The sequence below is a fragment of the Streptomyces sp. NPDC007917 genome (assembly GCF_042959105.1).
Taxonomy (GTDB): Bacteria; Actinomycetota; Actinomycetes; order Streptomycetales; family Streptomycetaceae; genus Streptomyces.
Genome location: NZ_JBIBKK010000007.1, coordinates 74,321 through 98,689, shown reverse-complemented (window position 1 = coordinate 98,689; position 24,369 = coordinate 74,321). Strand labels below are relative to the sequence as shown.

The 24,369-nt window shown below is 73.2% G+C and carries 20 protein-coding genes; 16 read left to right on the top strand and 4 right to left on the bottom strand.

The annotated features are described in order from the left end of the window. The first annotated feature begins 9 nt into the window (after positions 1 to 9). Both rnc and mutM read left to right on the top strand, forming a co-directional pair. Complete coding sequence (gene rnc, locus ACFZDL_RS15555; protein WP_353595361.1) at positions 10 to 840, top strand: ribonuclease III; 831 nt, start codon at positions 10 to 12, stop codon at positions 838 to 840. A gap of 76 nt (positions 841 to 916) precedes the next feature. Continuing rightward, positions 917 to 1,867, top strand: coding sequence for a bifunctional DNA-formamidopyrimidine glycosylase/DNA-(apurinic or apyrimidinic site) lyase (gene mutM, locus ACFZDL_RS15550; RefSeq protein WP_353595360.1), 951 nt, complete (start codon positions 917 to 919; stop codon positions 1,865 to 1,867). On the opposite strand, the gene ACFZDL_RS15545 is transcribed toward mutM, so the two are convergent. Continuing rightward, the gene (locus ACFZDL_RS15545; protein ID WP_353595359.1) at positions 1,759 to 2,256 is read right to left on the bottom strand and encodes a helix-turn-helix domain-containing protein; all 498 of its coding nucleotides are present in this window, start codon (positions 2,254 to 2,256) and stop codon (positions 1,759 to 1,761) included. The genes mutM and ACFZDL_RS15545 overlap by 109 nt on opposite strands. A 110-nt stretch (positions 2,257 to 2,366) precedes the next feature. On the opposite strand from ACFZDL_RS15545, the gene ACFZDL_RS15540 reads away from it, so the two are divergent. Further along, complete coding sequence (locus ACFZDL_RS15540) at positions 2,367 to 2,957, top strand: flavodoxin family protein (RefSeq protein WP_353595358.1); 591 nt, start codon at positions 2,367 to 2,369, stop codon at positions 2,955 to 2,957. A 45-nt stretch (positions 2,958 to 3,002) separates the two neighbouring features. Here ACFZDL_RS15540 and ACFZDL_RS15535 read toward each other — a convergent pair whose 3' ends face one another. After that, complete coding sequence (locus tag ACFZDL_RS15535; protein WP_353595357.1) at positions 3,003 to 3,956, bottom strand: CAP domain-containing protein; 954 nt, start codon at positions 3,954 to 3,956, stop codon at positions 3,003 to 3,005. 134 nt (positions 3,957 to 4,090) lie between these two features. On the opposite strand from ACFZDL_RS15535, the gene ACFZDL_RS15530 reads away from it, so the two are divergent. The 4 genes from ACFZDL_RS15530 (at position 4,091) to ACFZDL_RS15515 (ending at position 10,714) form a co-directional block, all read left to right on the top strand. Beyond that, positions 4,091 to 4,372, top strand: a complete 282-nt coding sequence (locus ACFZDL_RS15530; RefSeq protein WP_353595356.1) for an acylphosphatase — start codon at positions 4,091 to 4,093, stop codon at positions 4,370 to 4,372. A gap of 374 nt (positions 4,373 to 4,746) precedes the next feature. Beyond that, positions 4,747 to 4,953: a hypothetical protein gene (locus tag ACFZDL_RS15525; protein WP_311727813.1), complete on the top strand. Its 207-nt coding sequence runs from the start codon at positions 4,747 to 4,749 to the stop codon at positions 4,951 to 4,953. Positions 4,954 to 5,228: 275 nt separating this feature from the next. Then, positions 5,229 to 9,080, top strand: coding sequence for an AAA family ATPase (locus tag ACFZDL_RS15520; protein WP_353595355.1), 3,852 nt, complete (start codon positions 5,229 to 5,231; stop codon positions 9,078 to 9,080). A gap of 215 nt (positions 9,081 to 9,295) precedes the next feature. After that, positions 9,296 to 10,714 (top strand): sugar porter family MFS transporter, encoded by a 1,419-nt coding sequence (locus ACFZDL_RS15515; RefSeq protein WP_353595354.1) that lies wholly within the window; start codon positions 9,296 to 9,298, stop codon positions 10,712 to 10,714. A 45-nt stretch (positions 10,715 to 10,759) separates the two neighbouring features. Here ACFZDL_RS15515 and ACFZDL_RS15510 read toward each other — a convergent pair whose 3' ends face one another. Next, the gene (locus ACFZDL_RS15510; RefSeq protein WP_353595353.1) at positions 10,760 to 11,758 is read right to left on the bottom strand and encodes an LLM class flavin-dependent oxidoreductase; all 999 of its coding nucleotides are present in this window, start codon (positions 11,756 to 11,758) and stop codon (positions 10,760 to 10,762) included. A gap of 207 nt (positions 11,759 to 11,965) precedes the next feature. Between ACFZDL_RS15510 and ACFZDL_RS15505 the strand changes: the two genes are divergently transcribed. The 5 genes from ACFZDL_RS15505 (at position 11,966) to ftsY (ending at position 16,974) form a co-directional block, all read left to right on the top strand. Further along, positions 11,966 to 12,364 carry a hypothetical protein gene (locus tag ACFZDL_RS15505; RefSeq protein ID WP_353595352.1) on the top strand — a complete coding sequence of 133 codons (399 nt, stop codon included), beginning with the start codon at positions 11,966 to 11,968 and terminating at the stop codon, positions 12,362 to 12,364. A 155-nt stretch (positions 12,365 to 12,519) separates the two neighbouring features. Then, positions 12,520 to 12,864, top strand: a complete 345-nt coding sequence (locus ACFZDL_RS15500; protein ID WP_353595351.1) for a hypothetical protein — start codon at positions 12,520 to 12,522, stop codon at positions 12,862 to 12,864. Continuing rightward, on the top strand, positions 12,861 to 15,056 hold the full coding sequence (locus ACFZDL_RS15495; protein WP_353595350.1) for a histidine kinase: 2,196 nt from the start codon (positions 12,861 to 12,863) through the stop codon (positions 15,054 to 15,056). Before ACFZDL_RS15500 ends, ACFZDL_RS15495 begins: the two co-directional genes overlap by 4 nt. After that, positions 15,053 to 15,721 carry a response regulator transcription factor gene (locus ACFZDL_RS15490; RefSeq protein ID WP_353595349.1) on the top strand — a complete coding sequence of 223 codons (669 nt, stop codon included), beginning with the start codon at positions 15,053 to 15,055 and terminating at the stop codon, positions 15,719 to 15,721. Before ACFZDL_RS15495 ends, ACFZDL_RS15490 begins: the two co-directional genes overlap by 4 nt. A 35-nt stretch (positions 15,722 to 15,756) precedes the next feature. Beyond that, entirely contained in the window at positions 15,757 to 16,974 is a 1,218-nt protein-coding gene (gene ftsY / locus ACFZDL_RS15485; RefSeq protein ID WP_353595348.1) for a signal recognition particle-docking protein FtsY, read from the top strand. 168 nt (positions 16,975 to 17,142) lie between these two features. On the opposite strand, the gene ACFZDL_RS15480 is transcribed toward ftsY, so the two are convergent. Continuing rightward, positions 17,143 to 17,814: a bifunctional DNA primase/polymerase gene (locus ACFZDL_RS15480; RefSeq protein WP_353595347.1), complete on the bottom strand. Its 672-nt coding sequence runs from the start codon at positions 17,812 to 17,814 to the stop codon at positions 17,143 to 17,145. 427 nt (positions 17,815 to 18,241) lie between these two features. Here ACFZDL_RS15480 and ACFZDL_RS15475 point away from each other — a divergent pair, with 427 nt between their 5' ends. The 4 genes from ACFZDL_RS15475 to ACFZDL_RS15460 all read left to right on the top strand — a co-directional run bounded on the left by ACFZDL_RS15475 (position 18,242) and on the right by ACFZDL_RS15460 (position 24,273). Then, complete coding sequence (locus tag ACFZDL_RS15475; protein ID WP_353595346.1) at positions 18,242 to 19,741, top strand: hypothetical protein; 1,500 nt, start codon at positions 18,242 to 18,244, stop codon at positions 19,739 to 19,741. Between the two features lie 217 nt (positions 19,742 to 19,958). Beyond that, entirely contained in the window at positions 19,959 to 21,251 is a 1,293-nt protein-coding gene (locus ACFZDL_RS15470; protein ID WP_353595345.1) for an ammonium transporter, read from the top strand. Then, complete coding sequence (locus tag ACFZDL_RS15465; RefSeq protein WP_089510916.1) at positions 21,248 to 21,586, top strand: P-II family nitrogen regulator; 339 nt, start codon at positions 21,248 to 21,250, stop codon at positions 21,584 to 21,586. The genes ACFZDL_RS15470 and ACFZDL_RS15465 overlap by 4 nt, the downstream gene beginning before the upstream one ends. Positions 21,587 to 21,630: 44 nt before the next feature. Then, positions 21,631 to 24,273 carry a [protein-PII] uridylyltransferase gene (locus ACFZDL_RS15460; RefSeq protein ID WP_353595344.1) on the top strand — a complete coding sequence of 881 codons (2,643 nt, stop codon included), beginning with the start codon at positions 21,631 to 21,633 and terminating at the stop codon, positions 24,271 to 24,273. Positions 24,274 to 24,369: the final 96 nt, after the last annotated feature.

The window sequence follows — 24,369 nt, the reverse complement described above, 5'->3', positions numbered from 1 at the left end:
ACAGGCTCTATGTCGGACGCCAACACGACTCCCCGCAAGCGAGCGGGAGAAGCGGCCCAGGCGGACACGGCCTCGTCTCACACGATTCTGGAAGGGCGGCTCGGGTATCAGCTCGAGTCCGCCCTTCTGGTGCGTGCGCTGACCCACCGCTCCTTCGCGTACGAGAACGGCGGGCTGCCCACCAACGAGCGCCTGGAGTTCCTCGGGGACTCCGTGCTCGGCCTGGTGGTCACCGACACGCTGTACCGCATCCACCCCGACCTGCCCGAGGGCCAGCTGGCCAAGTTGCGGGCCGCCGTGGTCAACTCGCGCGCGCTGGCCGAGGTGGGGCGCGGCCTCGACCTCGGCGCCTTCATCCGGCTCGGCCGGGGCGAAGAGGGCACCGGGGGGCGGGACAAGGCATCCATCCTCGCCGACACCCTCGAAGCGGTGATCGGCGCCGTCTACCTCGACAAGGGGCTGGACGCCGCCGCGGAGCTGGTGCACCGGCTCTTCGACCCGCTGATCGAGAAGTCCTCGAACCTGGGCGCCGGCCTGGACTGGAAGACCAGCCTCCAGGAGCTGACCGCCACCGAGGGACTCGGGGTCCCGGAATATCTGGTCTCCGAGACCGGACCCGACCACGAGAAGACCTTCACGGCTGCCGCCCGCGTCGGTGGTGTCGCGTACGGCACCGGCACCGGCCGCAGCAAGAAGGAAGCCGAGCAGCAGGCGGCGGAGGCCGCCTGGCGCGCGATCCGCGCCGCGGCGGACGAGGCCAAGGCCGACGCGGCCGCGGCCCAGGGCACCGCCGTGGCCTCGGACGGCAAGGCCGCCGACACGGCCCCGACGGCACACTGATCCAACCCTCCTCGCCCTCCCCGCCACCGGGCCCCGGTGGCGGGGAGGGCGAGGGCTTCGGCCAAGGAGGCCCCCGTTGCCCGAGCTGCCTGAGGTCGAGGTGGTCCGCCGCGGCCTGGAGCGCTGGATCAGCGGCCGTACGGTCGCCGAGGTGCAGGTGCTGCATCCGCGCGCGGTGCGCCGCCATCTCGGGGGCGGGGAGGACTTCGCCGCCCGTCTGAAGGGCCGGCGCGCCGGGGTGGCCCGCCGCCGCGGCAAGTACCTGTGGCTGCCGCTGGAGGACGCCGACGAGTCGGTGCTGGCACACCTGGGCATGAGCGGCCAGCTGCTCGTCCAGCCGCACGGCGCCCCGGCCGAGAAGCATCTGCGCATCCGGGTGCGTTTCGCCGACTCCATCGGCACCGAACTGCGCTTCGTCGACCAGCGCACCTTCGGCGGCCTCTCGCTGCACGAGGTGGTGGACGGCGCCGCGGACGGGCTGCCGGCCGCGATCGCGCACATCGCACGCGACCCGCTGGACCCGGCGTTCGACGAGGCCGCCTTCCACACCGCGCTGCGCCGCCGCCGCACCACCCTCAAGCGGGCGCTGCTCGACCAGTCGCTGATCAGCGGGGTGGGGAACATCTACGCCGACGAGGCGCTGTGGCGCGCCCGGCTGCACTACGACCGGCCGACGGCCACCCTCACCCGCCCGCGCAGCGCCGAACTCCTCGGCCATGTGCGCGACGTCATGAACGCCGCGCTGGCGGTCGGCGGCACCAGCTTCGACTCCCTGTACGTCAATGTGAACGGCGAGTCGGGCTACTTCGAGCGCTCCCTGGACGCGTACGGCCGGGAGAACGAGCCCTGCCGCCGCTGCGCCACGCCGATGCGGCGCCGCCCGTGGATGAACCGCTCCAGCTACTTCTGCCCGCGCTGTCAGCGCCCGCCGCGCCCGGCGGCCCCGGCGCTTCCGGCCACGGCACCCCGTACCGTGGTGCCGCGCTCCGTGGTGCCGCGCTCCGTGGTGCCGCGCTCCTCGTCGTAGCGTGCCCGGGCGGTCAGCACCTCGGGCATGCGCTCCTCGACGAGGCCGATCAGCGCCAGCAGCCGCTCGGCGACGGCGTGGCCCAGCGGCGTCAGCTCGTAGTCCACGCGCGGCGGATTGGTCGGCTGCGCCTCGCGGTGCACCAGGCCGTCGCGCTCCAGCGCGTGCAGCGTCTGGGACAGCATCTTCTCGCTCACACCGTCGACCCGGCGGCGCAGCTCGTTGAAGCGGAGGGTGCCCTCCTTGAGGGCCCCCAGGGTCAGGCCGCCCCACTTGCCGGTGATGTGCTCCAGCGTGGCGCGTGAAGGGCAGGCGCGGGCGAACACGTCGAAGGCCAGGTCGTCGTATTCCGATGCGGCGCTCGGCGCCGCCGCGCGGTCACTGTGCATAGCACGAGCATACTCCCATGCAGCGCTCTCCTTCAGGTTGCGCTTTCTGAAAGTTAGTGCTTCGCTGAGTGGGTCAGTGCACCGCGTACGACGCCTCAGGAGCGCATACCGTGACCACCCCTGTCATCGCCATCGCCTATCACTCCGGCTACGGCCACACCGCTGTCCTCGCCGAGGCCGTCCGCGACGGCGCGGCGGCCGAGGGCGCCACCGTCCACCTGATCAAGGTCGACGACATCACCGAAGAGCAGTGGGCCCTGCTCGACGCCTCGGACGCGATCGTCTTCGGCTCGCCCACCTACATGGGCACCGCGTCCGGTGCCTTCCACGCCTTCGCCGAGGAGTCCTCCAAGCGCTGGTTCACCCAGGCGTGGAAGGACAAGCTCGCGGCCGGCTTCACCAACTCGGCGTCCAAGAGCGGCGACAAGCTGCACACCCTGCAGTTCTTCACCGTGCTCGCGGCCCAGCACGGGATGACTTGGGTGAGTCTGGGCCTGCTCCCGGGCTGGAACAGCTCCACCGGCTCCGAGAACGACATCAATCGCCTCGGCTTCTTCCTCGGCGCCGCCGCCCAGTCGAACAACGACCAGGGCCCGGAGGGCGTGCACAAGGCCGACATCGCCACCGCGGAGCACCTCGGCCGCCGGGTCGCCGGGAGCGCGAAGGTGGCGGCGGCCGGGCGCGCCGCCCTCGCCGCCTGACGGCGGCCCCCCGGAGGGCGGCGGGGGAGCGGGCTCAGGACCGGCTCAGTAGCCGAAGTCCTGCGTCCACCAGGGGCCGTCCCCGTCCCCGAAGTTCGCGCCGACGCCCAGGGTCTTGTAGCTGCAGTTGAGGATGTTGGCGCGGTGGCCGGGGCTGTTCATCCAGGAGTCCATCACGGCCTGCGCGTCCTGCTGGCCGCGGGCGATGTTCTCCCCGCCCAGGTTCAGGATGCCGACCTGCTCCGCCCGCTCCCAGGGGCTGTCGCCGTCCGGGTCGAGGTGGTCGAAGAAGCCCCGCAGGGCCATGTCGTCGGTGAAGTCCTGGGCCAGCTGGGTCAGTTTGGGGTCGGCGGTCACGGGCTCGCAGCCGACCTTCGACCGCTCCTGGTTGACCAGCGCCAGGACCTCCCGCGCGGCGGACTTCTCGGAGTTCCCCGGCGCGCCGGGGCCGGTGCTCTGGCCGGGGGGCGTGGTGGGCTTGTGGGACGACGAGGAGCCGTTGCCGCCCGAACCTCCGTTCCCCTTGCCGTTCCCGTGGCCGTTCGCCTTCCCGTTCCCGTTCCCGTTGCCGGTCGCCTGGCCGGAGCCCGAGGAGCCGGGCTGCTTCGAGGGGGTCGTGGAGGGAGCGGAGGAGGACTGGCCCGGGGTCTTCGAGGGGGTCGTGGACGGCGCCTGCGGCCGGTCCTCGCCGCGGCCCGCGGGGGTCGTGCCGCGCTCCACCGGCGACGCCGACGGGGAGCCCTGCGTCTCCAGGCCGGAGCCCGTCGGGGCGTCCGCGCGTACGCCTCCGGCCGGGTCGTTGCTTCCGCTAAGGGTCGGGCCTCCCGGCAGCAGCCCGGTGGCCATGGCCACCGCACCCACCGCGACAGCGGCGGAAACACTCAGCAGACCGGTCCGCACCGGTGCCAGAGGGCTTCGGCGGGCTCCCCGGTGGCGCCCCGCGCCGGGAACGGGGGGTGTCGGCGCGGATCCGGGGGCAGATCGTCGATGGCGGCCCATCTCCTGCCTTCCTTGCAAGATCGGGGTCACATGAGTCACTCGTACGGGTGAGTATTGCGTTGAGCCGGGACTGTACGCCATGACGGGGTGGCTGAGGCGCCCGGGGAGCAAATTGCTCGGCTAGCGTGCCCCCCATGAACGAGAGAGTGCGCCTCACCGCATGGGTCCGCGGTCGAGTCCAGGGAGTCGGTTTTCGCTGGTTCACCAGGGCAAACGCGCTACGCATCGGTGGGCTGGCCGGGTTCGCCTCCAACCTGTCCGACGGCCGGGTCCAGGTCGTCGCCGAAGGCGAACGTATGAACTGCGAACAGCTGCTCGACTGGTTGCGGGGCGGCGACACGCCCGGCCGCGTCGACGGCGTGACCGAGATCTGGGACACACCCAAGGGCGGTTACGAGACCTTCGAGATCCGCTGAGCGACCCCGCCGCACCCGCCCGCCGCGACCCCTCGCCGGGCGGGCTTTCTGCACCGCGCGTGAGCGGAAACAAGCTGATGGTTGCCAATGCGGCCGGTCCGTGGAAGGCTGCGGCGTAAGGGATGATCCCTTCGCTTCGACGGCCTGATCGATGCGGGCTCGGCGCTTCTCGCCGCTCGATATGCCCCCGGCCGCGGGGCCCCGTCGGCCTGTGATCGTGTTGACCCTCAAACCATTTGGTGAGACGCTGGAAGCCCCGCGCACCTTAACTGTTTGCCACTCAGCACGGTAGTAACGGCAGGCATCGCGGGTGCGAAATCCCTCACGACCCACCACCGCTTCGGTCGGTCACTCAGTGTGGAGGACCATCCATCATGGCAAAGGCGCTTCTCGGTTACGTCGGCGGTTCCGACCCCCGAGTCCTCGCCGAGATGCGACGGCTTCAGCAGCGCGTCCAGGACCTCGAATCCGAGCTCATTCGGATCCAGGCCGAGAACGACGCTCTGTCCGCCGCCGCTCACCACGGCGACTCGCTGCTCGAAAGCATCGACGTATCCCAGGCGGAGCCTGCGCTCGCCTGACCCGGCTTCCGGGCCGGTCGGGCTGCACCGTCAGCCGCTTGAGAATCTGCAAGGGACGCCCATGGCGTCCCTTCGTCGTTTCCGCGGCGGCCGGCCGCGCTTCCCTTACCGTGTGATGTGCCCCACCCCCTGACCGGTGAAACCGAGAAGAAACCGCGAAGAACCGAGAAACACTGAGAGAAGCCGAGAGGGGCCGAGAGACGCCAGCGGTGACCTCGCGGCGCCACGGCCGATGGGCGGTGCCCGGTGAGGCACGGGAGGTAGAGTCCAAAGGCGTGCATCTCAAGAGCCTGACCCTCCGAGGCTTCAAATCCTTCGCCTCCGCCACGACGCTGCGCTTCGAGCCGGGCATCACCTGCGTCGTCGGCCCCAACGGTTCGGGCAAGTCCAATGTCGTGGACGCGCTTTCCTGGGTCATGGGGGAACAGGGCGCCAAGTCGCTGCGCGGCGGAAAGATGGAAGACGTCATCTTCGCCGGGACGACCGGCCGCCCCCCGCTCGGCCGCGCCGAGGTCTCCCTCACCATCGACAACTCCGACGGCGCCCTGCCCATCGAATACGCCGAAGTCACCATTACGCGGATCATGTTCCGCAACGGCGGCAGCGAGTACCAGATCAACGGGGACACCTGCCGGCTCCTGGACATCCAGGAACTGCTCTCCGACTCCGGCATCGGCCGCGAGATGCACGTCATCGTCGGCCAGGGCCAGCTCGACTCCGTCCTGCACGCCGACCCGACCGGGCGCCGCGCCTTCATCGAGGAGGCCGCGGGCGTCCTCAAGCACCGCAAGCGCAAAGAGAAGGCGCTGCGGAAGCTCGACGCCATGCAGGCCAACCTCGCCCGCGTCCAGGACCTCACCGACGAGCTGCGGCGCCAGCTCAAGCCGCTCGGACGGCAGGCCGCGGTCGCCCGGCGGGCCGCCGTCATCCAGGCCGATCTGCGCGACGCCCGGCTGCGGCTGCTCGCCGACGACCTGGTGACCATGCGCGAGGCGCTGCGGACCGAGATCGCCGACGAGGCCGCGCTCAAGCAGCGCAAGGAGGCCGCCGAGGCCGAGCTGCGCGCCGCGCAGCAGCGGGAAGCGGCGCTGGAGGAGCAGGTCCGGCAGCTGGCGCCGCGGCTGCGGGACGCCCAGCAGACCTGGTACGAGCTCTCGCAGCTCGCCGAGCGGGTGCGCGGCACGATCAGCCTGGCCGACGCCCGGGTCAAGAGCGCCACGACCGCCCCCGGCGAGGAGCGGCGCGGCCGCGACCCGGAGGACATGGAGCGTGAGGCGGCCCGCATCCGTGAGCAGGAGGCGGAGCTGGAGGCCGCGCTGGAGGCGGCGAGCCGGGCGCTGGACGACACCGTCGCACACCGGGCCGAACTGGAGCGCGAGCTGGCGCTCGAGGAGCGCCGGCTGAAGGACGCGGCGCGCGCCATCGCCGACCGCCGCGAGGGGCTGGCCCGGCTGCAGGGCCAGGTGAACGCCGCCCGGGGCCGGGCGGGTTCGGCCCGGGCCGAGATCGACCGGCTGGCCGCCGCCCGCGACGAGGCGCGGCAGCGGGCGGCCACCGCGCAGGAGGAGTACGAACAGCTCCAGGCCGAGGTGGACGGGCTGGACGCCGGCGACGCGGAACTGGCGGAGCGCCATGAGGCCGCCAAGCGGGAGCTGTCCGAGGCGGAGAGAGCGCACCGGGCGGCCCGTGAGGCCCTGACCGCCGCCGAGCGCGAGCGCGCCGCGACCTCCGCCCGCCATGACGCGCTGGCCCTGGGCCTGCGCCGAAAGGACGGCACGGGCGCCCTGCTCGACTCCGCCGACCGGCTGACCGGCCTCCTCGGCCCGGCCGCCGAACTCCTCACGGTCGCCCCCGGCTTCGAGGTCCCCGTGGCGGCGGCCCTGGGCGCCGCGGCCGACGCGATCGCCGTCGAGGACCCCCGGACCGCGGCGGAGGCCATCCGTCTCCTCCGCAAGCAGGACGCGGGCCGCGCGGCGCTCCTGCTCGGCGCCCCGGCGGCCGCCCGCGCCGACTCCGCCTCGTCCGGGTCGCCCTTGGACGCCCGGGCCGCGGTGCCGTCGGCCGGCGGACCGGTCGAGACGAACGGCTCCGTGTCCGGGGCCGCGGCGCCTGGCGTGCCCGGCGGCCCGACGGTCGGACAGCTCGGCCCCGTACGCGTACCGCACCCCGCCGAAGGCGGCGCGGACGGCCGGCGGGCGCACGCGGACACGGTTCCGGGCGCCAGACCGGGCGAGCCCACGGAAGCGGCCGGCGGCGACGAGGGCCGGACGGGGCCGGTGGCCGAGGTGGCCGGGCCGGGCGGCGACGCCGGGGTACCGCGAGCGGCGGAGCTCGTGGGCGGGCCCGCGGGGCTGTTGTCGGCCGTGCGGTGGCTGTTGCGGGACGTGGTGGTGGTCCGGACGCTGGAGGACGCCGAGGAACTGGTCGGGCGGCGGCCGGAGTTGACGGCGGTGACCGCCGAGGGCGATCTGCTCGGGGCGCACTTCGCCCAGGGCGGGTCCGCCGGGGCGCCCAGTCTGCTGGAGGTGCAGGCCTCGGTCGACGAGGCGGCGGCGGAGCTGGAGGAGCTCGCCGTGCGGTGCGAGGAGTTCACCCACGCGCAGCAGGCGGCGGCGGAGCGGCGGGCCGAGTGCGCGGCGCGGGTCGAGGAGCTGGCGGCCCGGCGTAGCGCGGCCGACCGGGAGAAGTCGCAGGTCGCCCAGTCGCTGGGGCGGCTGGCCGGGCAGGCGCGGGCCGCGGCGGGCGAGGCCGAGCGGATGACCGCGGCGGCGGCCAAGGCGGAGGAGGCGCTGACCAGGGCAACGGAGGAGGCCGAGGAGCTGGCCGAGCGGCTGGTCGTCGCCGAGGAGGAAGCCACCTTTGGTGAAGGAGGGGCTGAGGAGCCGGACACCTCCGTACGGGACCGGCTGGCGGCAGACGGGGCGAACGCCCGGCAGACCGAGATGGAGGCGCGGCTGCAGGTCCGTACGCACGAGGAGCGGGTCAAGGGGCTCGCGGGGCGGGCGGACGCGCTCGACCGGGGCGCGCGCGCCGAGCGCGAGGCGCGGGCGCGTGCGGAGCAGCGCCGGGCGCGGCTGCGGCATGAGGCGACCGTGGCCTCGGCGGTGGCCTCGGGCGCCCGGCAGCTGCTGGCGCATGTCGAGGTCTCGCTGGTGCGGGCCGAGCAGGAGCGGGACGCGGCCGAGCGGGCGAAGGTGGAGCGGGAGCGCGAGCTGGTCGCCGAGCGCAACCACGGGCGTGAGCTCAAGAGCGAGCTGGACAAGCTGACCGACTCGGTCCACCGGGGCGAGGTGCTGGGTGCGGAGAAGCGGCTGCGGATCGAGCAGCTGGAGACCAAGGCGCTGGAGGAGCTGGGCGTCGAGCCGGCCGGGCTGATCGGCGAGTACGGCCCGGACCAGCTGGTGCCGCCGTCCCCGCCCGCCGAGGGCGAGGTGCTGCCGGAGGACCCCGAACACCCGCGCAATCAGCCGGTGCCCTATGTCAGGGCGCAGCAGGAGAAGCGGCTGAGGGCCGCCGAGCGCGCGTACCAGCAGCTGGGCAAGGTCAACCCGCTGGCGCTGGAGGAGTTCGCGGCGCTGGAGGAGCGGCACCAGTTCCTGAGCGAGCAGCTGGAGGACCTGAAGAAGACGCGGGCTGATCTGCTGCAGGTGGTCAAGGAGGTGGACGAGCGCGTCGAGCAGGTGTTCACGGAGGCCTACCGGGACACGGCGCGTGAGTTCGAGGGCGTCTTCTCGCGGCTGTTCCCGGGCGGCGAGGGCCGGCTGGTGCTCACCGACCCGGAGAACATGCTGACCACGGGCGTGGACGTGGAGGCCAGGCCGCCGGGCAAGAAGGTCAAGCGGCTGTCGCTGCTGTCCGGCGGGGAGCGGTCGCTGACCGCCGTGGCGCTGCTGGTGTCGATCTTCAAGGCGCGGCCGAGCCCGTTCTACGTCATGGACGAGGTCGAGGCGGCGCTGGACGACACCAATCTGCAGCGGCTGATCCGGATCATGGAGGAGCTGCAGGAGAGCTCCCAGCTGATCGTGATCACCCACCAGAAGCGGACGATGGAGGTCGCCGACGCGCTGTACGGGGTCTCCATGCAGGGCGACGGGGTCTCGAAGGTCATCAGCCAGAGGCTGCGGTAAGCGCTTCAACACTTGAAGTCATTTGATCAACCACCTTCGAAGGCGCTCAATCCACCTGTGGCGACTGCTTCGTCACATCCTATTGACTTCGAAACTTGAAGGCATAGTCTCGGCAACGTCGCTTTTACCTTCAAGTGGTGGCCGACCGTCCGGCCGACCCTGCTGGAAGGCCCCCCACGTCCGGCAGCGTTGCCGGATGGCCACAGGAGTTCACGTTGACCACCACCGTGCAGGCACAGGGGTCCGCGGGCCGCCAGGCCCGGCCGGCCCCCCTCGGCCGTGTCATCTTCATCACCGCCGCCGCCGCGATGGGCGGCTTTCTCTTCGGCTACGACAGCTCGGTGATCAACGGAGCGGTCGAGGCCATCCGCGGCCGCTACGACATCGGCTCCGCCGCGCTCGCCCAGGTCGTGGCCATCGCCCTGATCGGCTCCGCCATCGGCGCCGCCGTCGCCGGACGGATGGCCGACCGCATCGGCCGGATCCGCGTCATGCAGATCGCCGCCGTGCTGTTCACCATCAGCGCCGTCGGCTCGGCCCTGCCCTTCGCCCTGTGGGACCTCGCCGTATGGCGGGTGCTCGGCGGTATCGGCATCGGCATGGCCTCCGTGATCGGCCCGGCCTACATAGCCGAGGTCGCCCCGCCCGCTTACCGGGGCCGGCTGGCCTCCTTCCAGCAGGCCGCGATCGTGATCGGCATCGCCCTGTCCCAGCTCGTCAACTGGGGCATCCTCAACCTCGCCGACGGCGACCAGCGCGGCAGGATCGGCGGCATCGAGGCCTGGCAGTGGATGCTCGGCGTGATGGTCGTCCCGGCCGTGCTGTACGGACTGCTGTCCTTCGCCATCCCCGAGTCGCCCCGATTCCTGATCTCCGTCGGCAAGACCGACCGCGCCAAGCAGGTCCTGGCCGAGGTCGAGGGCTCGGGCAGCCACCTCGACGCGCGCGTCGCCGAGATCGAGCAGGCCATGCGCAGCGAGCACAAGTCCACCTTCAAGGACCTGCTCGGCGGCCGGTTCGGGCTGCTGCCGGTGGTCTGGATCGGCATCGGTCTCTCGGTCTTCCAGCAGCTCGTCGGCATCAACGTGGCGTTCTACTACTCCTCGACGCTGTGGCAGTCCGTCGGCGTGGACCCGAGCGGCTCGTTCTTCTACTCCTTCACCACGTCGATCATCAACATCATCGGCACCGTCATCGCGATGGTCTTCGTCGACAAGATCGGCCGCAAGCCGCTCGCGCTGATCGGCTCGGCCGGTATGGCGGTCTCGCTGGGGCTGGTGGCCTGGGCCTTCTCGGCACACCTGGTCGACGGCAAGCTTCCGCACGCCCAGGGCGTCCTCGCCCTGATCGCGGCCCACGCCTTCGTCCTGTTCTTCGCCCTCTCCTGGGGCGTGGTGGTCTGGGTGCTGCTCGGCGAGATGTTCCCGAACAAGATCCGCGCCGCCGCGCTGGGCGTCGCCGCCTCCGCGCAGTGGATCGCCAACTGGGCCATCACCGCCAGCTTCCCGAGCCTGTCCGACTGGAACCTGTCGGCGACGTACATCATGTACACCGTCTTCGCCGCGCTCTCGATCCCCTTCATCCTCAAGTGGGTGCCGGAGACCAAGGGCAAGGCGTTGGAGGAGATGGGCTAACCCCCCGCCGGCCCCTCCTCGCCCTTCAAAGGGTTCTGCCCCGTCTCACTTCTTGAGGCGGGGCAGAACGCGTTCCGCGAACAGCCGCAGCGAGCGCCAGCCCTCCTCCACGGGCATCCCGCCGCACAGCGGATGCAGCACCAGGCTCGCCGCGTCCCCGCCCTCCTCGGCCAGTGCCACGCACTCCTCGGGCGTGACGACGCGGTACACGCCCTCACCGCGCAGCGCCGCCACATCCTCGGCGTGGGAGCGGACGGCGGAGTGGACACCCCCGCCCGACTGCCACGAGTCGTACATCCGCGCCTCGTGCAGCAGATGCGGGCCGAACTCGGCCCAGGCCCGCTCCGCTTGTTCCGGGTCCTCGACCACATGCAGCAGGGACGTCCGCGCGGCGGGCATCACGCACCAGCCCTGCGTCCCGTACTCCGCCCGCCGGGCGTGGTAGTACGCCTCCAGCTCCGGCAGATGGGCGCTGGGGAAGAACGGCAGCCCCAGCCGGGCGGCGCGGCGCGCGGCGGCCTTGGAGCTGCCGCCGACCAGCAGTGTCGGATGCGGCCGGGTGTACGGGCGCGGGGTGACCCGCACCGTGCGGCCCCGGTACTCGAAGGGCTCGCCGGTCCAGGCCGCGAGCAGGGTCTCCAGCGCCTCGTCCTGGAGCGCGCCCCGCCGCTTCCACTCCCTGCCGAGCCCCGCGTACTCCTCGGGCCGGTAGCCGATGCCCGCCACCGTGACCAGGCGCCCGCCGCTCACCAGGTCGAGCACGGCGATGTCCTCGGCCAGCCGCAGCGGGTCGTACAGCGGGGCGATCAGCGCCGAGACGGTGACCGCGATCCGCCGGGTGGCGCCCAGCACCGCACCGGCGAAGGTCAGCGGGGAGGGCAGCCAGCCGTTCGCGGCGCCGTGGTGCTCCTCGGTCTGCACGGTGTCGATGCCCTGCTCGTCGGCGAAGGCGGCCATCTCGACGGCCGCGCGGTAGCGCCGGGACAGGGACTCGGGCGTGGCATCGGGATCGACGAGATTGAGCCGTACGACCGTGACGGTCATGACGGTCCCCCTTCTGTCCCTGGGCGGTGTGCGGGCGAGGGCACGTTAACTGACGGGCCGTCAAATAAACAGGGAAGCGGCTGCCGTGGGCAGGGGCGGGGCGGATGACTCATGCGCCTGGGACACAGGGCGGCTGACGGTAGAGGCAGGCCCGGTGCCCCGGGCCTCGACTCCCCGCCGCCGCGCGGACACAAAAAGGAGGGGCGCATGACGATCACGACGGGGGAACCGGCCATCACCGGACCCGACATCGACGACCTGGTCATCCGGGTGCGGCGCGCCGCCGGCGACACCGCGCAGCTCGAAGCGGCCAAGACGGCACTCTTCGGCACGGCGGGCGCCGCCCCGGCCGACGCACAGCTCATCCGGCAGCGGCTGCTGACCGTCGCCCTGCACCACGGCGGCGACCTGCTGGCCAAACTGCTCGTCCGGCTCGGGCCGCGCGAGACCGCCATGGTCCGCCGCTACGCCCACCGGCTCGGCTACTTCCTGGAAACCCTCGAGATCTGGTCGGCCAAGCCGATCATGCTCACCCTGATGCGGTTCGGCGTGCCCTACATCGAGGCCGAGTCCATCGCCGTCGCCATCCTGCTGCTGGTGTGGTGACGGGTGAGCCCAACGGAACGGATCAGCCCGACGCGGACAGCGGGCCGGAACGCGGGTGCGGGTCAGTCACCGGTTCGGGTGGGCCCGGGCCCGCGCACACTTCACCCGCCCCACCGCGGGTAGTGCTCGGACCGGAGAACCAAGGAGGTGGCCAGATGACCCCATCCCGGACCCGCCGGCCCCGTGTGATGACCGCGCTCGCCCTGCTCACCGGCGCCGTCGTGGGGACCGCCCCGGCAGCGCCCGCCGCCGCGGCCCAGGGAGCGGCATGGCGGCAGGCCGGGCACTTCGACACCACCAGCGCCTGCCGCAAGGCGGGCCGGAACGGGGTCGAGACCCACAAGTGGAGTGAGTACAAATGCCGGCCGGGCCACAGCGACAACTACATCACGCTGTGGGTCAGGGGCCGGGGCGGGAGCCGTACCGCCGGCCCGGCCCCGGCTCCGGCCGCGAGCCCGGTCTCGGCCCCTGCCCCGACCCGGGGCTCCGGGATGGGATGAGGCGCGCGGTCCAGCCCAAGGACCGCGCCGTGCAGGCCGCCGGCGGAGTCTCCGCCCTGTTCGTGGTGGTCTTCGCCGGCTGGCTGGCCGGGCTGCTGCGGGTGAACGACCAATGGCTGGCCCTGTCCTACCCGCAGCCGCGCGGCACCGCCGTGCTCACCCGCGTCGCCGTGGGCATCCCCGTCCTCGGCGTCGGGGTGCTCCTGCTGGCCGAGCGCTCCGCCCGCCGCTACGGCAGCGTCCTGCTGGTCGCCGGGGCGCTGTGGCTGCTGCCCTCGGCCGCCGCCGACCTGCTGGGACTGGCCGACCTGGGGTCGGCGGGCGCCGTGGTCCAGCTGCTGATCTCGGCCGCCGGGATCGCCTGCCGCCCGCTGACCGTCCTCCTGCTGCCGCTGTGGCTCTTCCCGCGCGGCTCCCAGCGGCGGTGGCAGTGGTGGGCGATGAGCGTCGGCGCCTCCGCGTACTGGCTGGGCTACGCCGCCCTCTGGCTGGTCAGCGAGCCGATGGTCGGCTCGGCGGCCAACCCCTTCTTCGCCACCGCCTGGGGTCAGTGGGCCTTCGGCCACCTCGAGCACTACGCGACGGCCGAGGAGTGGGTGCTGCGCGCCGTGGCCGCCGTGGTGACGGGCTCGCTGTGCTGCCGCGCCGCCGTCGCCCGCAGCGCCGAGCGGCGCAACTGGGCCCTGCTCGCCGCCGCCTACCCCGCCTGCGTCTTCCTGCTGCTGTCCGAGTGGGCGGAGGGCATGCCCACCATCGTGGCGCGCACCGTCGGCAGCGCCGTCTGGGCGGCCGCGATCTGCCTGGGCGTCGCCCGCACCGGTATATGGCGCCTGGACCGCGTCACCAGTCACCGCCTCGCCCGCGCCTTCGTCCTCACCTCTCTCGCCGCCGTCGTCGTCTGCGCGGTCGTCGCCGTGCAGGCCGGACTGCCCTCCCTGCGCGGCGGGGCGATCAGCACCGCCGTCGGCTGCGCCCTGCTGCTCGGCTGGTCCCTGCGGCCGACCGCCCGCTGGCTGACCCTGCGCGTCGAGCGCGCCTTCTACGGGCCGCGCGCCCGCCCCCACGAGGCGGCCAGCGCCCTGGCCGTACGCCTCCAGCAGGCGCCCCACCCCGGCGAGGTGCCCCAGCAGATCTGCCGCAGCGCCGTCGAGGACCTCGGCGTCGCGGGCGCCGCCGTCAGCGTCGACACCCGGTCAGGACCCCGGCGGCTGGCCGCGGCCGGAGCGCCGCTCACCGGCCCGGTCCAGGCCTTCGTCCTGCGCCACCACGGCCGTACGGTCGGCCGCCTCGAAGTCGCCCGGGACGGCTTCGGCACCCCCGCCGAGCGGGACAGCGGACTGCTCTCCCTGCTCGCCGACCAGGCGGCCCCGGCGCTCGCCGCCCTGCGCCTGACCGAGGAGGCCCAGGCCGCCCGGGAGCGGCTGGTGCTCGCCCGCGAGCAGGAACGCCGCAGGCTGCGACGGGAGATCCACGACGGCCTCGGCCCCCAGCTCGCCGCCGTACGGCTGCGCCTGGACATCGCGCAGACCACCTGCCCGCCCGGGCACCCGGCCCGCCACCAGCTGCGCGAGGCCGCCGAGACCCTCGCCGAGGCCCTGGTCGAGGTGCGGCGGATCACCTCGGGCCTCGCCCCCGCCGCCCTGGCCGAGCGCGGTCTGGCCAAGGCGGTACGGGACCTGGGGCGGCGGCTGGGCGGCGCCGGGCCACGGGTGACCGTGGCCACCCGCCCCACCGCGCTGCCGCCGCTGTCACCCGGCGTGGAGACGGCCGCGTACCGGATCTCCGCCGAGTCGCTGACCAACGCGGTGCGGCACGCGCGGGCCCGGCAGGTCCGGATCGAGCTCACCGCGGGCCCCGACACGCTCGAGGTCAAGGTCGTCGACGACGGGAGCGGGCTGCGGCGCGGCGCCGTGCCCGGCGTCGGGCTGGCCTCCGTGGCGGAGCGCGCCGAGGAGATCGGCGGCTCCTGCTCGGTGACGGGATCCGCGACGGGCACGGTGGTGCACGCGATCCTGCCGCTCACCGGGCCGGGGGAGGCCGAGCCGCCCGAGCACCCTGGGGCCGACGCTGCGAACGCCGTCCATGAGGCGGCCGTGTCCACCGCACCGCAGGAGCACCGCCGCGGCCGAGGCCGGGAGCACGGCGGCGAGCGTGGCGAGGGAGACCGCCGAGAAGAGGGGCCGGGCCGGTGACAGCGGCGGCGGGAGCACCGCGGTGGCGCGTACTGCTCGTGGACGACCATCCGCTCTTCCGCGAGGGGCTGGCGGCCGCGGTCAACCTGGACGACGCGTTCACCGTGGTCGGCCAGGCCGCGTCCGCGGAGGAGGCGGTCGCCGAGGCCGGGCGCACCGAGCCCGACCTGGTGGTGATGGACCTCGGGCTGCCCGGCAGATCCGGTACGGAGGCCACCCGGCGGATCCTGTGCGCCCACCCCGAGGCCCGTGTGGTCGTGATGACCATGTCCGAGGACGACGACAGCCTGCTGGCGGCCATGCGCGCCGGCGCCCGCGGCTATCTCCTCAAGGGCGCGGGCCGCGACGAGATCCTGCGCGCCCTGCACACCGTGGCGCGCGGCGGCGCGGTCTTCAGCCCCCGCATGGCCGAGCGTCTCGGCACCCTGCTCGGCTCCTTCGGCACCGCCTCGGCCAAGGAGGCGTTCCCCACCCTCACCGCCCGGGAGCGCGAGGTCCTGGAACTGCTCGCGGGCGGGCTCGGCTATCGCCAGATCGCCCAGCGGCTGGTGGTCACGGACAAGACCGTGCGTAACCACGTGGGCTCCATTTTCGCCAAGCTGCAGGTCCGCGATCGCGCCCAGGCGATCGTCCGGGCCCGTGAGGCAGGGCTGGGAGGTGAATGACTCCCCGCAGCCCGTTGGCTGATACTGGGTGCGTTATGGAACAAGTCATCCTTGCTGTAGTCATCGCTGTGATCGCGCTCGCCGCGGTCAGCGGGCTCGTGATCGGCAGCCGTAAGAAGAAGCGGCTGCCCCCGCCCCCGCCGAGCAGTCCGTCCGTCACCGCGCCGCCCGCCGAGCCGCAGGTCGGCGAGGATGCGGAAACCACACTCGAGGAACCGCGCAGAACCATCGAAGAGGTGGATCTGTCGGTCACCGAGGCGCCCCCCGCGCCCGCCGTGCCCGCACAGCCGGAGGCGCCCGCGATCGAGGTGCCCGAGCCCACCGCCGGCCGGCTGGTGCGGCTGCGGGCCCGGCTCTCCCGCTCCCAGACCACGCTGGGCAAGGGCCTGCTCACCCTGCTGTCGCGGGAACACCTGGACGACGAGACCTGGGAGGAGATCGAGGACACCCTGCTGACCGCCGACGTCGGCGTCACGCCGACGCAGGAGCTGGTGGAGCGGCTGCGCGAGCGGGTCAGGGTGCTGGGCACCCGTACCCCCGAGGAGCTGCGCGCCCTGCTGCGCGCGGAACTGCTCCAGCTGATCGGCACCGAGGCCGACCGCGCCGTGCACACCGAGAGCGGCGTGGGCGCGAACGGCGAGGAGAAGCCGGGCGTCGTCATGGTCGTCGGGGTCAACGGCACCGGTAAGACCACCACCACCGGCAAGCTCGCGCGGGTGCTGGTCGCCGACGGCAAGTCGGTGGTCCTCGGCGCGGCCGACACCTTCCGCGCGGCCGCCGCCGAGCAGCTGCAGACCTGGGGCGAGCGGGTGGGCGCCCGCACCGTCCGGGGCCCCGAGGGCGGCGACCCGGCGTCGGTCGCCTTCGACGCCGTCAAGGAGGGCATCGCCGAGGGCGCGGACGTCGTGCTGGTCGACACCGCGGGGCGGCTGCACACCAAGACCGGCCTGATGGACGAGCTGGGCAAGGTCAAGCGGGTCGTGGAGAAGCACGGCGCGGTGGACGAGGTGCTGCTGGTGCTCGACGCCACCACCGGGCAGAACGGCCTGGTGCAGGCGCGGGTCTTCGCGGAGGTCGTGGACATCACCGGCATCGTGCTCACCAAGCTGGACGGCACCGCCAAGGGCGGCATCGTGATCGCGGTCCAGCGGGAGCTGGGCGTACCGGTCAAGCTGGTGGGCCTGGGCGAGGGCGCGGACGATCTCGCGCCGTTCGAGCCGGAGGCCTTCGTCGACGCGCTGATCGGCGACTGACGGGCCGATCCCTTGATCCACTCCGCCCCCTCCGCTCCGGGCGCCCGAGATGTCTCGGGCGCCCGAAGCGTTTTGTGGGGGGTGTTTCCGGTGGTGCCTTCGGGACGGTGCGGCTCGGTCCTGCGCGCCCCCGGCCGCTGCCTCAGCGGCCGGGAACGGCCGTTGCCTTCAGCCGCCCGCGCGGTGGGCCGCGTACGCCAGCGTGCCCAGCAGCAGCCGCGCGTGCGGGGGGTTGCCCGCGGTGTCGAGCACGGGCGGGCGCAGCCAGCGGACCGGGCCGAGCCCGCCGAGGTCGCTGGGCGGGGCGGTGATGTGGTCGCCGGGCCCCAGACAGCGCAGGTCCAGATCGGCGTCGTCCCAGCCCATGCGGTAGAGCAGCTGCGGCAGCTGATCGGCGGCACCCGGGGCGACGAAGAACTGGGCGCGCCCCCGCGGTGTGGCGGTCACCGGGCCGAGCGGCAGCCCCATGCGCTCCAGCCGGACCAGGGCGAGCCGGCCCGCCTGCTCGGAGACCTCCAGGACGTCGAACGACTTGCCCACGGGCAGCAGCACCGCGGCCCCGGGGACCTCCTCCCAGGCCGCCGTCGCGTCGTCGAGCGTGGCGCTCGCGGGGACGGCGGAGGCGAAGGCGAGGGGGTGGGCGCCGGGGGCGGCGCAGTCGGCCTCACCACATGAACATTCGTTTCTGCTGCCGCCCGCGCCGCGGGTGGCCCGGGCGCCCGGCACCACGTCCCACCCCCACAGGCCGGTGTACTCCGCCACCGTCGTGCACTCGGATGTACGGCCGCGCCGCCGCGAGCCTGGCCGCATGTCCCGGATGCCGCCGATCGTGAAGCCCATGCCCCCTCCAACGGGTCGCCCTGCCGATGGTTACGAGCCGAATGACGCAGTGGCGCCGTGCACTCGCGCTCCGTAGCCGGATATGGCGCGGGGGCTGCGGTGCGGCGGTGCGTCGTGGTGCAGCGTGGTGCAGAGGGTGGTGAGACGCTGGGCGCGCGCCCCGGTAGGCACCCCTCCACCTGTTTCCGCTGGTTCTGGTCGTTCGGTGTCAAGTGAATCGTGTGAATCGCCGGTGGCGTTCATTCGAAGGGGTGGCGAATGGTGGCGTTTTAGCGAACTTCCTCGCCGGGGGCGTGATCGTAAGATTACTTTCAGTGCATGACCCCCCGTCTCCCGCGATTGATGCGGCGGATCGCGGGGACAACTGACCGTGACAGACGGCATTCTGGTCGCGGTGCGAGCGGAATCGTGGGATGGGGGCGTTCCAGTGGGCGACAGCAGCGGCAGTGCTGACAAGCGTCCCAACGCGCAGTTGAGTTCGTGGTTCGTGCGCAGCGGCTGGTCCAAGGGCGAGCTCGCGCGCCAAGTCAACCGCAGAGCACGTCAGTTGGGCGCCCACCACATCAGCACCGACACCTCACGGGTGCGCCGCTGGCTCGACGGCGAGCAGCCGCGCGAGCCGATTCCGCAGATTCTCTCCGAGCTGTTCTCCGACCGCTTCGGCTGTGTGGTCGGGATCGAGGACCTCGGGCTGCGCACAGCCCACCGGTCACCGTCCGTGTCCGGGGTGGACCTGCCCTGGGCCGGTCCGGAGACGGTCGCGCTGATCGGCGAGTTCTCGCGCAGCGACCTGATGCTCGCCCGCCGGGGCTTCCTCGGCACCTCGCTCGCGCTGTCGGCCGGCCCGGCCCTCATCGAGCCGATGCAGCGCTGGCTGGTGCCCTCGCCCTCCGCCCGGCCCGACGGCCGGACCCAGCCGGACGCCGGCCGCTCCCGGCGGATCTCCCGGCTCTCCGAGCCCGAGCTCGAACTGCTCGAGTCGACCATCGTGATGTTCCGGAAGTGGGACGCCCAGTGCGGCGGCGGGCTGCGCCGCAAGGCGGTGGTCGGCCAGCTCCACGAGGTGACGGACCTGCTGCAGGAGCCGCACCCCGAGCGGGTCTCCAAGCGGCTGTTCAAGGTCGCGGGCGAGCTGGCCGAGCTCGCCGGGTGGATGAGCTACGACATCGGGCTGCAGCCGACCGCGCAGAAGTACTTCGTCCTCGCCCTGCACGCGGCCAAGGAGTCCGGGGACCGGCCGCTCGGCTCGTACATCCTCTCCAGCATGAGCCGTCAGATGATCCATGTGGGGCGGCCCGAGGACGCGCTGGAGCTGATCCACCTCGCCCAGTACGGCAGCCGGGAGAGCGCGACGCCGCGGACCCAGGCCATGCTGTATGCGATGGAGGCCCGGGCGTACGCCAATATGGGCCAGCCCAGCAAGTGCCACCGCGCCGTGAAGATGGCCGAGGACACCTTCGCCGAAGCCGCCGCGGGCGACGGGGACCCGGACTGGATCGGCTTCTTCTCCGAAGCCGAGCTCAACGCGGAGAACGCGCACTCCTACCGCGACCTCGCCTATGTCGCGGGCCGCAGCCCCACCTACGCCAAGCTGGCCGACCCCGTGATGCGCCGCGCCGTCGACCTCTTCGGCCAGGAGACGGCCGACGAGGGCGGGCACCAGCGTTCGTATGCGCTGAACCTGATCGGGCTGGCCACCGTCCACCTCCTGCAGAAGGAGCCCGAGGAGTGCGCGGCGGTCGCCGAGAAGGCCCTGCCGCTCGCCCGGCGGGTGCGCTCCGAGCGGGTCAGCAACCGGCTGCGCAAGACCGTGGACACCGCGATCCGCGACTTCGGGAGCGTCCCGGAGGTCGTCCAGCTCGGCGAGCGGCTTGCCGACCACCTGCCCGACTCCTCGGAGGCGGCGGAGTCCGTCCGGGCCGTCTGAGCCCACCCGTCCACGCTTGAGACGGGTTGCGACACGGTAACCAGGCCTTCCGGCCGTCCAGTACCAGTTCATCAGCGCGTAACACTTCCGCGCCCTTCGTCACTGCCGTGAAACATCGAGCGGCATCGACTGAAACGGCGCTGCGTCAACCTCGTGGCGAAAACCGGCCCACCGAAGTTCTGCCCGCACGGGCCGTCATCCCGAGGAGACGTCCACATTGAATGGCGCAAATACCGCATTCGTATTGATCAGCGCCGCGCTCGTGATGCTGATGACCCCCGGCCTGGCCTTCTTCTACGGCGGCATGGTCCGGGTGAAGAGCGCCCTGAACATGCTGATGATGTCCTTCATCGCCCTGGGTGTCGTCAGCCTCCTGTGGGTGCTGTTCGGCTACTCCCTCACCTTCGGTGACGACATCGGCGGCGGGCTGCTGGGCAACCTGGACCACATCGGCTTCAAGGGCATCAACCCCGAGTCGCTGTGGGGCACCAAGCCCGATGCGATCCCGGTGTTGGCCTTCGCCTTCTTCCAGCTGATGTTCGCGGTCATCACCCCCGCGCTGATCAGTGGTGCGGTCGCCGACCGGGTCAAGTTCGGCGCCTGGACGCTGTTCATCACCCTGTGGGTCACCGTCGTCTACTTCCCGGTAGCCCACTGGGTCTGGCAGGCCGACGGCTGGCTGTTCAAGAAGGAAGTGATCGACTTCGCGGGCGGCACGGCGGTCCACATCAACGCGGGTGCGGCCGGTCTCGCCTGCGCCCTGGTCCTCGGCAAGCGCATCGGCTTCAAGAAGGACCCGATGCGGCCGCACAACCTGCCCCTGGTGATGCTCGGCTCCGGCCTGCTGTGGTTCGGCTGGTTCGGCTTCAACGCCGGTTCCGCGCTCGCCGCCAACGGCACCGCCGCCAACATGGCGTTCAACACCCAGATCGCCACCGGCGTCGCGATGCTCGGCTGGCTCGCCTACGAGCGCGTCCGGCACGGAGCCTTCACCACGCTGGGCGCGGCCTCCGGCGCCGTCGCGGGCCTCGTCGCCATCACCCCCTCCGGCGCGGCCGTCAACGCCTGGGGCGCGATCATCATCGGCCTCGTCGCCGGCGTCGTCTGCTCCTGGGCGGTCAGCCTGAAGTACAAGCTGGGCTACGACGACTCGCTCGACGTGGTCGGCGTGCACCTGATCGGCGGCATCCTGGGCACCCTCCTGGTCGGCCTCCTCGCCACCGACGGGGTCGGCGGCCTGGACCAGCTGGGCAAGCAGGCGCTCGGCGCCTTCACGGTCCTGATCTACTCGTTCGTCGTCTCCTGGATCCTCGCCAAGGCGATCGACGTCACCATCGGCCTCCGGGCAAGCGAAGACGAAGAGGTCGGCGGCCTCGACCAGGCCTACCACGCCGAGACGGCCTACGACTTCAGCGCCGTCGGCACCTCCCACGTGGGGCGTCATACGGTGGCCTCCATCCAGGACCAGGCCGGCGCGGGTGCGCCGCACAACAAGAAGGTGGACGCGTGAAGCTCATCACCGCGGTCGTCAAGCCGCACCGGCTCGACGAGATCAAGGAAGCCCTGCAGGCCTTCGGTGTCCACGGCCTGACCGTCACCGAGGCCAGCGGCTACGGCCGCCAGCGCGGCCACACCGAGGTCTACCGGGGCGCCGAGTACACCGTCGACCTCGTGCCCAAAGTCCGCATCGAGGTGCTGGTCGAGGACGACGACGCCGACGACCTCATCGAGGTCGTGGTCAAGTCGGCCCGCACCGGCAAGATCGGGGACGGCAAGGTGTGGAGCGTCCCCGTCGACACCGCGGTGCGGGTCCGGACCGGCGAGCGCGGTCCGGACGCGCTCTGAGGAATCCACCCCCGGACGTCCCTCCCTGTGATCAAGGAGCCGAGTTGACGGACAGCGTCGAGGCGAAGACAGAGACGGCCGACTCGGTGCCCGGTGGCTACGCGGCGGCCCGGCTGCGACTTCTGCAAGAGGAGTCGCGGTCCGGGCCGCCGCGCCGTGCCGCTCTCGCCGAGCTCACCGACCGGTGGCTGGCCGCGCTGCTGGCCGGCGGGGCGGAGAAGGCCGGCATCGCCCAGGGCGTCTCCCTCGTGGCGGTCGGCGGATACGGGCGCGGCGAGCTGTCCCCGCGCAGCGACCTGGACGTGCTGCTGCTCCACGACGGCTCGGCGGACGCCTCGGCCATCGCCACCCTCGCCGACCACGTCTGGTACCCGGTGTGGGACATGGGGCTGGCCCTCGACCACTCCGTACGCACCCCCGACCAGGCCCGCAAGACCGCGGGCGAGGACCTGAAGGCCCACCTCGGCCTGCTGGACGCGCGGCACATCGCGGGCGACGCCGCGCTCAGCGCCGGGCTGCGCACGGCGGTGCTCGCCGACTGGCGGGCCCGGGCCCCGGGGCGCCTGCCCGAACTGCGCGAGCTGTGCCAGGAGCGCGCCCACCGCCACGGCGAGCTGCAGTTCCTGCTGGAACCGGACCTCAAGGAGGCGCGCGGCGGGCTGCGCGACGCGACGGCGCTGCGCGCCATCGCCGCCTCCTGGCTCGCCGACGCCCCGCGCGAAGGTCTCGCGGAGGCGCGCCGGCGGCTGCTGGACGTACGGGACGCGCTGCACCTGACCACCGGCCGGGCCACCGACCGGCTCGCCCTGCAGGAGCAGGACCAGGTCGCCGCCGAGCTCGGCCTGCTGGACGCCGACACCCTGCTGCGCCAGGTGTACGAGTCGGCCCGGACCATCTCGTACGCGAGCGATGTGACCTGGCGCGAGGTCGAGCGGGTGCTGCGCGCCCGGTCGGCCCGGCCGCGGCTGCGCGGCCTCCTCGGCGGCCGCGGGCGCGGCGGCGGGTCGTACGGCGGCGCGGACGCGGCGGGGGAGCGCAGCCCGCTCGCCGAGGGCGTCGTCGAGCAGGACGGCGAGGTGGTGCTGGCGCGCGCCGCGCGCCCCGAGCGCGACCCGGTCCTGCCGCTGCGGGCCGCGGCGGCCGCCGCCCAGGCCGGGCTGCCGCTGTCGCTGCACGCCGTACGGCGCCTGGCCGCCGCCGCACAGCCCCTGCCCGTGCCGTGGCCGCCCGAGGCCAGGGAGCAGCTGGTCACGCTGCTCGGCGCGGGCGAGTCCACCGTCACGGTCTGGGAGGCCCTGGAGGCCGAGGGGCTGATCACCCGGCTGCTGCCGGACTGGGAGCGGGTGCGCTGCCGTCCCCAGCGCAACCCCGTGCACCGCTGGACCGTCGACCGCCACCTCGTCGAGACCGCCGTGCGGGCCAGCGCCCTCAGCCGCCGCGTCGGCCGCCCCGACCTGCTGCTGGTCGCCGCGCTGCTGCACGACATCGGCAAGGGCTGGCCCGGCGACCACTCGGTGGCGGGCGAGACCATCGCCCGGGACGTGGCGTCCCGGATCGGCTTCGACCGCGCCGACGTCGCCGTCCTGGCCACGCTGGTCCGCCACCACCTGCTGCTCGTCGAGACCGCCACCCGCCGCGACCTGGACGACCCCGCCACCGTGCGCTCGGTCGCCGAGGCCGTCGGCTCCACAGCCACCCTGGAGCTGCTGCACGCCCTCACCGAGGCCGACGCCCTCGCCACCGGCCCCGCGGCCTGGAGCGCCTGGCGCGGCTCGCTCGTCGCCGACCTGGTCAAGCGGGTCACGGGGGTCCTGGCCGGCGAGCCGGCGGCGGACTCCTCCGCGCCCCAGCAGACCACCGCCGAGCAGGAGCGGCTGGCCGTCGAGGCCTGGCGCACCGGCGGCCCTGTGCTGGCCCTGCACGCGCGCTCGGAGGCGCTGCCGCCGGGCGAGGCCGCGGGCATCCGAGCGGGCGGCGCGGCCTTCGGCGCTCCGGACGCCGCCGCGGGCGCGGAGCAGGGCTCGGAGGCCATCGGCGTCGAGCTGCTGATCGCCATCCCCGACCAGCCCGGTGTGCTGCCGGCGGCGGCCGGCGTGCTGGCGCTGCACCGGCTGACCGTACGGGCGGCGGACCTGCGCGCCGTCGAGCTGCCGGGGGAACTGGCCGGGGAGCTGTCCGGCGAACCGGGCGACGAGCCCTCCGGGCCGGGCGTGCCGGAGCCCCGCCGGCCGGCTTCCGAGCCGGGCCCCGGCGTGCTGCTGCTGAGCTGGCGGGTGGCCGCCGAGTACGGCTCGCTGCCGCAGGCCGCGCGGTTGCGCAAGGACCTGCTGCGGGCCCTGGACGGGTCGCTGGACATCGTCGCCCGGCTCGCGGAGCGCGAGGCCGCGTACCGCCGATACCCCCGCCGCCGCGGTGTGCACGCCCCGCCCCCGCGGGTCACCGTCGCGCCCGGCAGCTCCCAGCTCGCCACGGTGATCGAGGTGCGCGCCCAGGACGCCCCGGGGCTGCTGCACCGCATCGGCCGCGCCCTGGAGGACGCGGGGGTGACGGTGCGCAGCGCCCACGTCAGCACGCTCGGCGCCAACGCGGTGGACGCCTTCTACGTCACGGACGCCTCCGGCGCCCCGCTGCAGCCCATGCGCGCGGCGGAGGTGGCCAAGGAGGTCGAGCGGGCGCTGAGCGCGTAGCGCCCCGCGGCGCCCCCGCGGACGGGCCCGTGGTGTGCGGCACCGGCCCGGGGGCAGACCGTTCGGGCGGCGGGCGGATACCCTTGGAGGCCGACC

Excerpts from the sequence above, each read along its gene's own strand:
- rnc (WP_353595361.1), top strand. The coding sequence starts at position 10 with ATGTCGGACGCCAACACGACTCCCCGCAAGCGAGCGGGAGAAGCGGCC.
- ACFZDL_RS15545 (WP_353595359.1), bottom strand. The coding sequence starts at position 2,256 with ATGCACAGTGACCGCGCGGCGGCGCCGAGCGCCGCATCGGAATACGAC.
- ACFZDL_RS15535 (WP_353595357.1), bottom strand. The coding sequence starts at position 3,956 with ATGGGCCGCCATCGACGATCTGCCCCCGGATCCGCGCCGACACCCCCC.
- ACFZDL_RS15530 (WP_353595356.1), top strand. The coding sequence starts at position 4,091 with ATGAACGAGAGAGTGCGCCTCACCGCATGGGTCCGCGGTCGAGTCCAG.
- ACFZDL_RS15525 (WP_311727813.1), top strand. The coding sequence starts at position 4,747 with ATGGCAAAGGCGCTTCTCGGTTACGTCGGCGGTTCCGACCCCCGAGTC.
- ACFZDL_RS15510 (WP_353595353.1), bottom strand. The coding sequence starts at position 11,758 with ATGACCGTCACGGTCGTACGGCTCAATCTCGTCGATCCCGATGCCACG.
- ACFZDL_RS15505 (WP_353595352.1), top strand. The coding sequence starts at position 11,966 with ATGACGATCACGACGGGGGAACCGGCCATCACCGGACCCGACATCGAC.
- ACFZDL_RS15500 (WP_353595351.1), top strand. The coding sequence starts at position 12,520 with ATGACCCCATCCCGGACCCGCCGGCCCCGTGTGATGACCGCGCTCGCC.
- ACFZDL_RS15495 (WP_353595350.1), top strand. The coding sequence starts at position 12,861 with ATGAGGCGCGCGGTCCAGCCCAAGGACCGCGCCGTGCAGGCCGCCGGC.
- ftsY (WP_353595348.1), top strand. The coding sequence starts at position 15,757 with ATGGAACAAGTCATCCTTGCTGTAGTCATCGCTGTGATCGCGCTCGCC.
- ACFZDL_RS15480 (WP_353595347.1), bottom strand. The coding sequence starts at position 17,814 with ATGGGCTTCACGATCGGCGGCATCCGGGACATGCGGCCAGGCTCGCGG.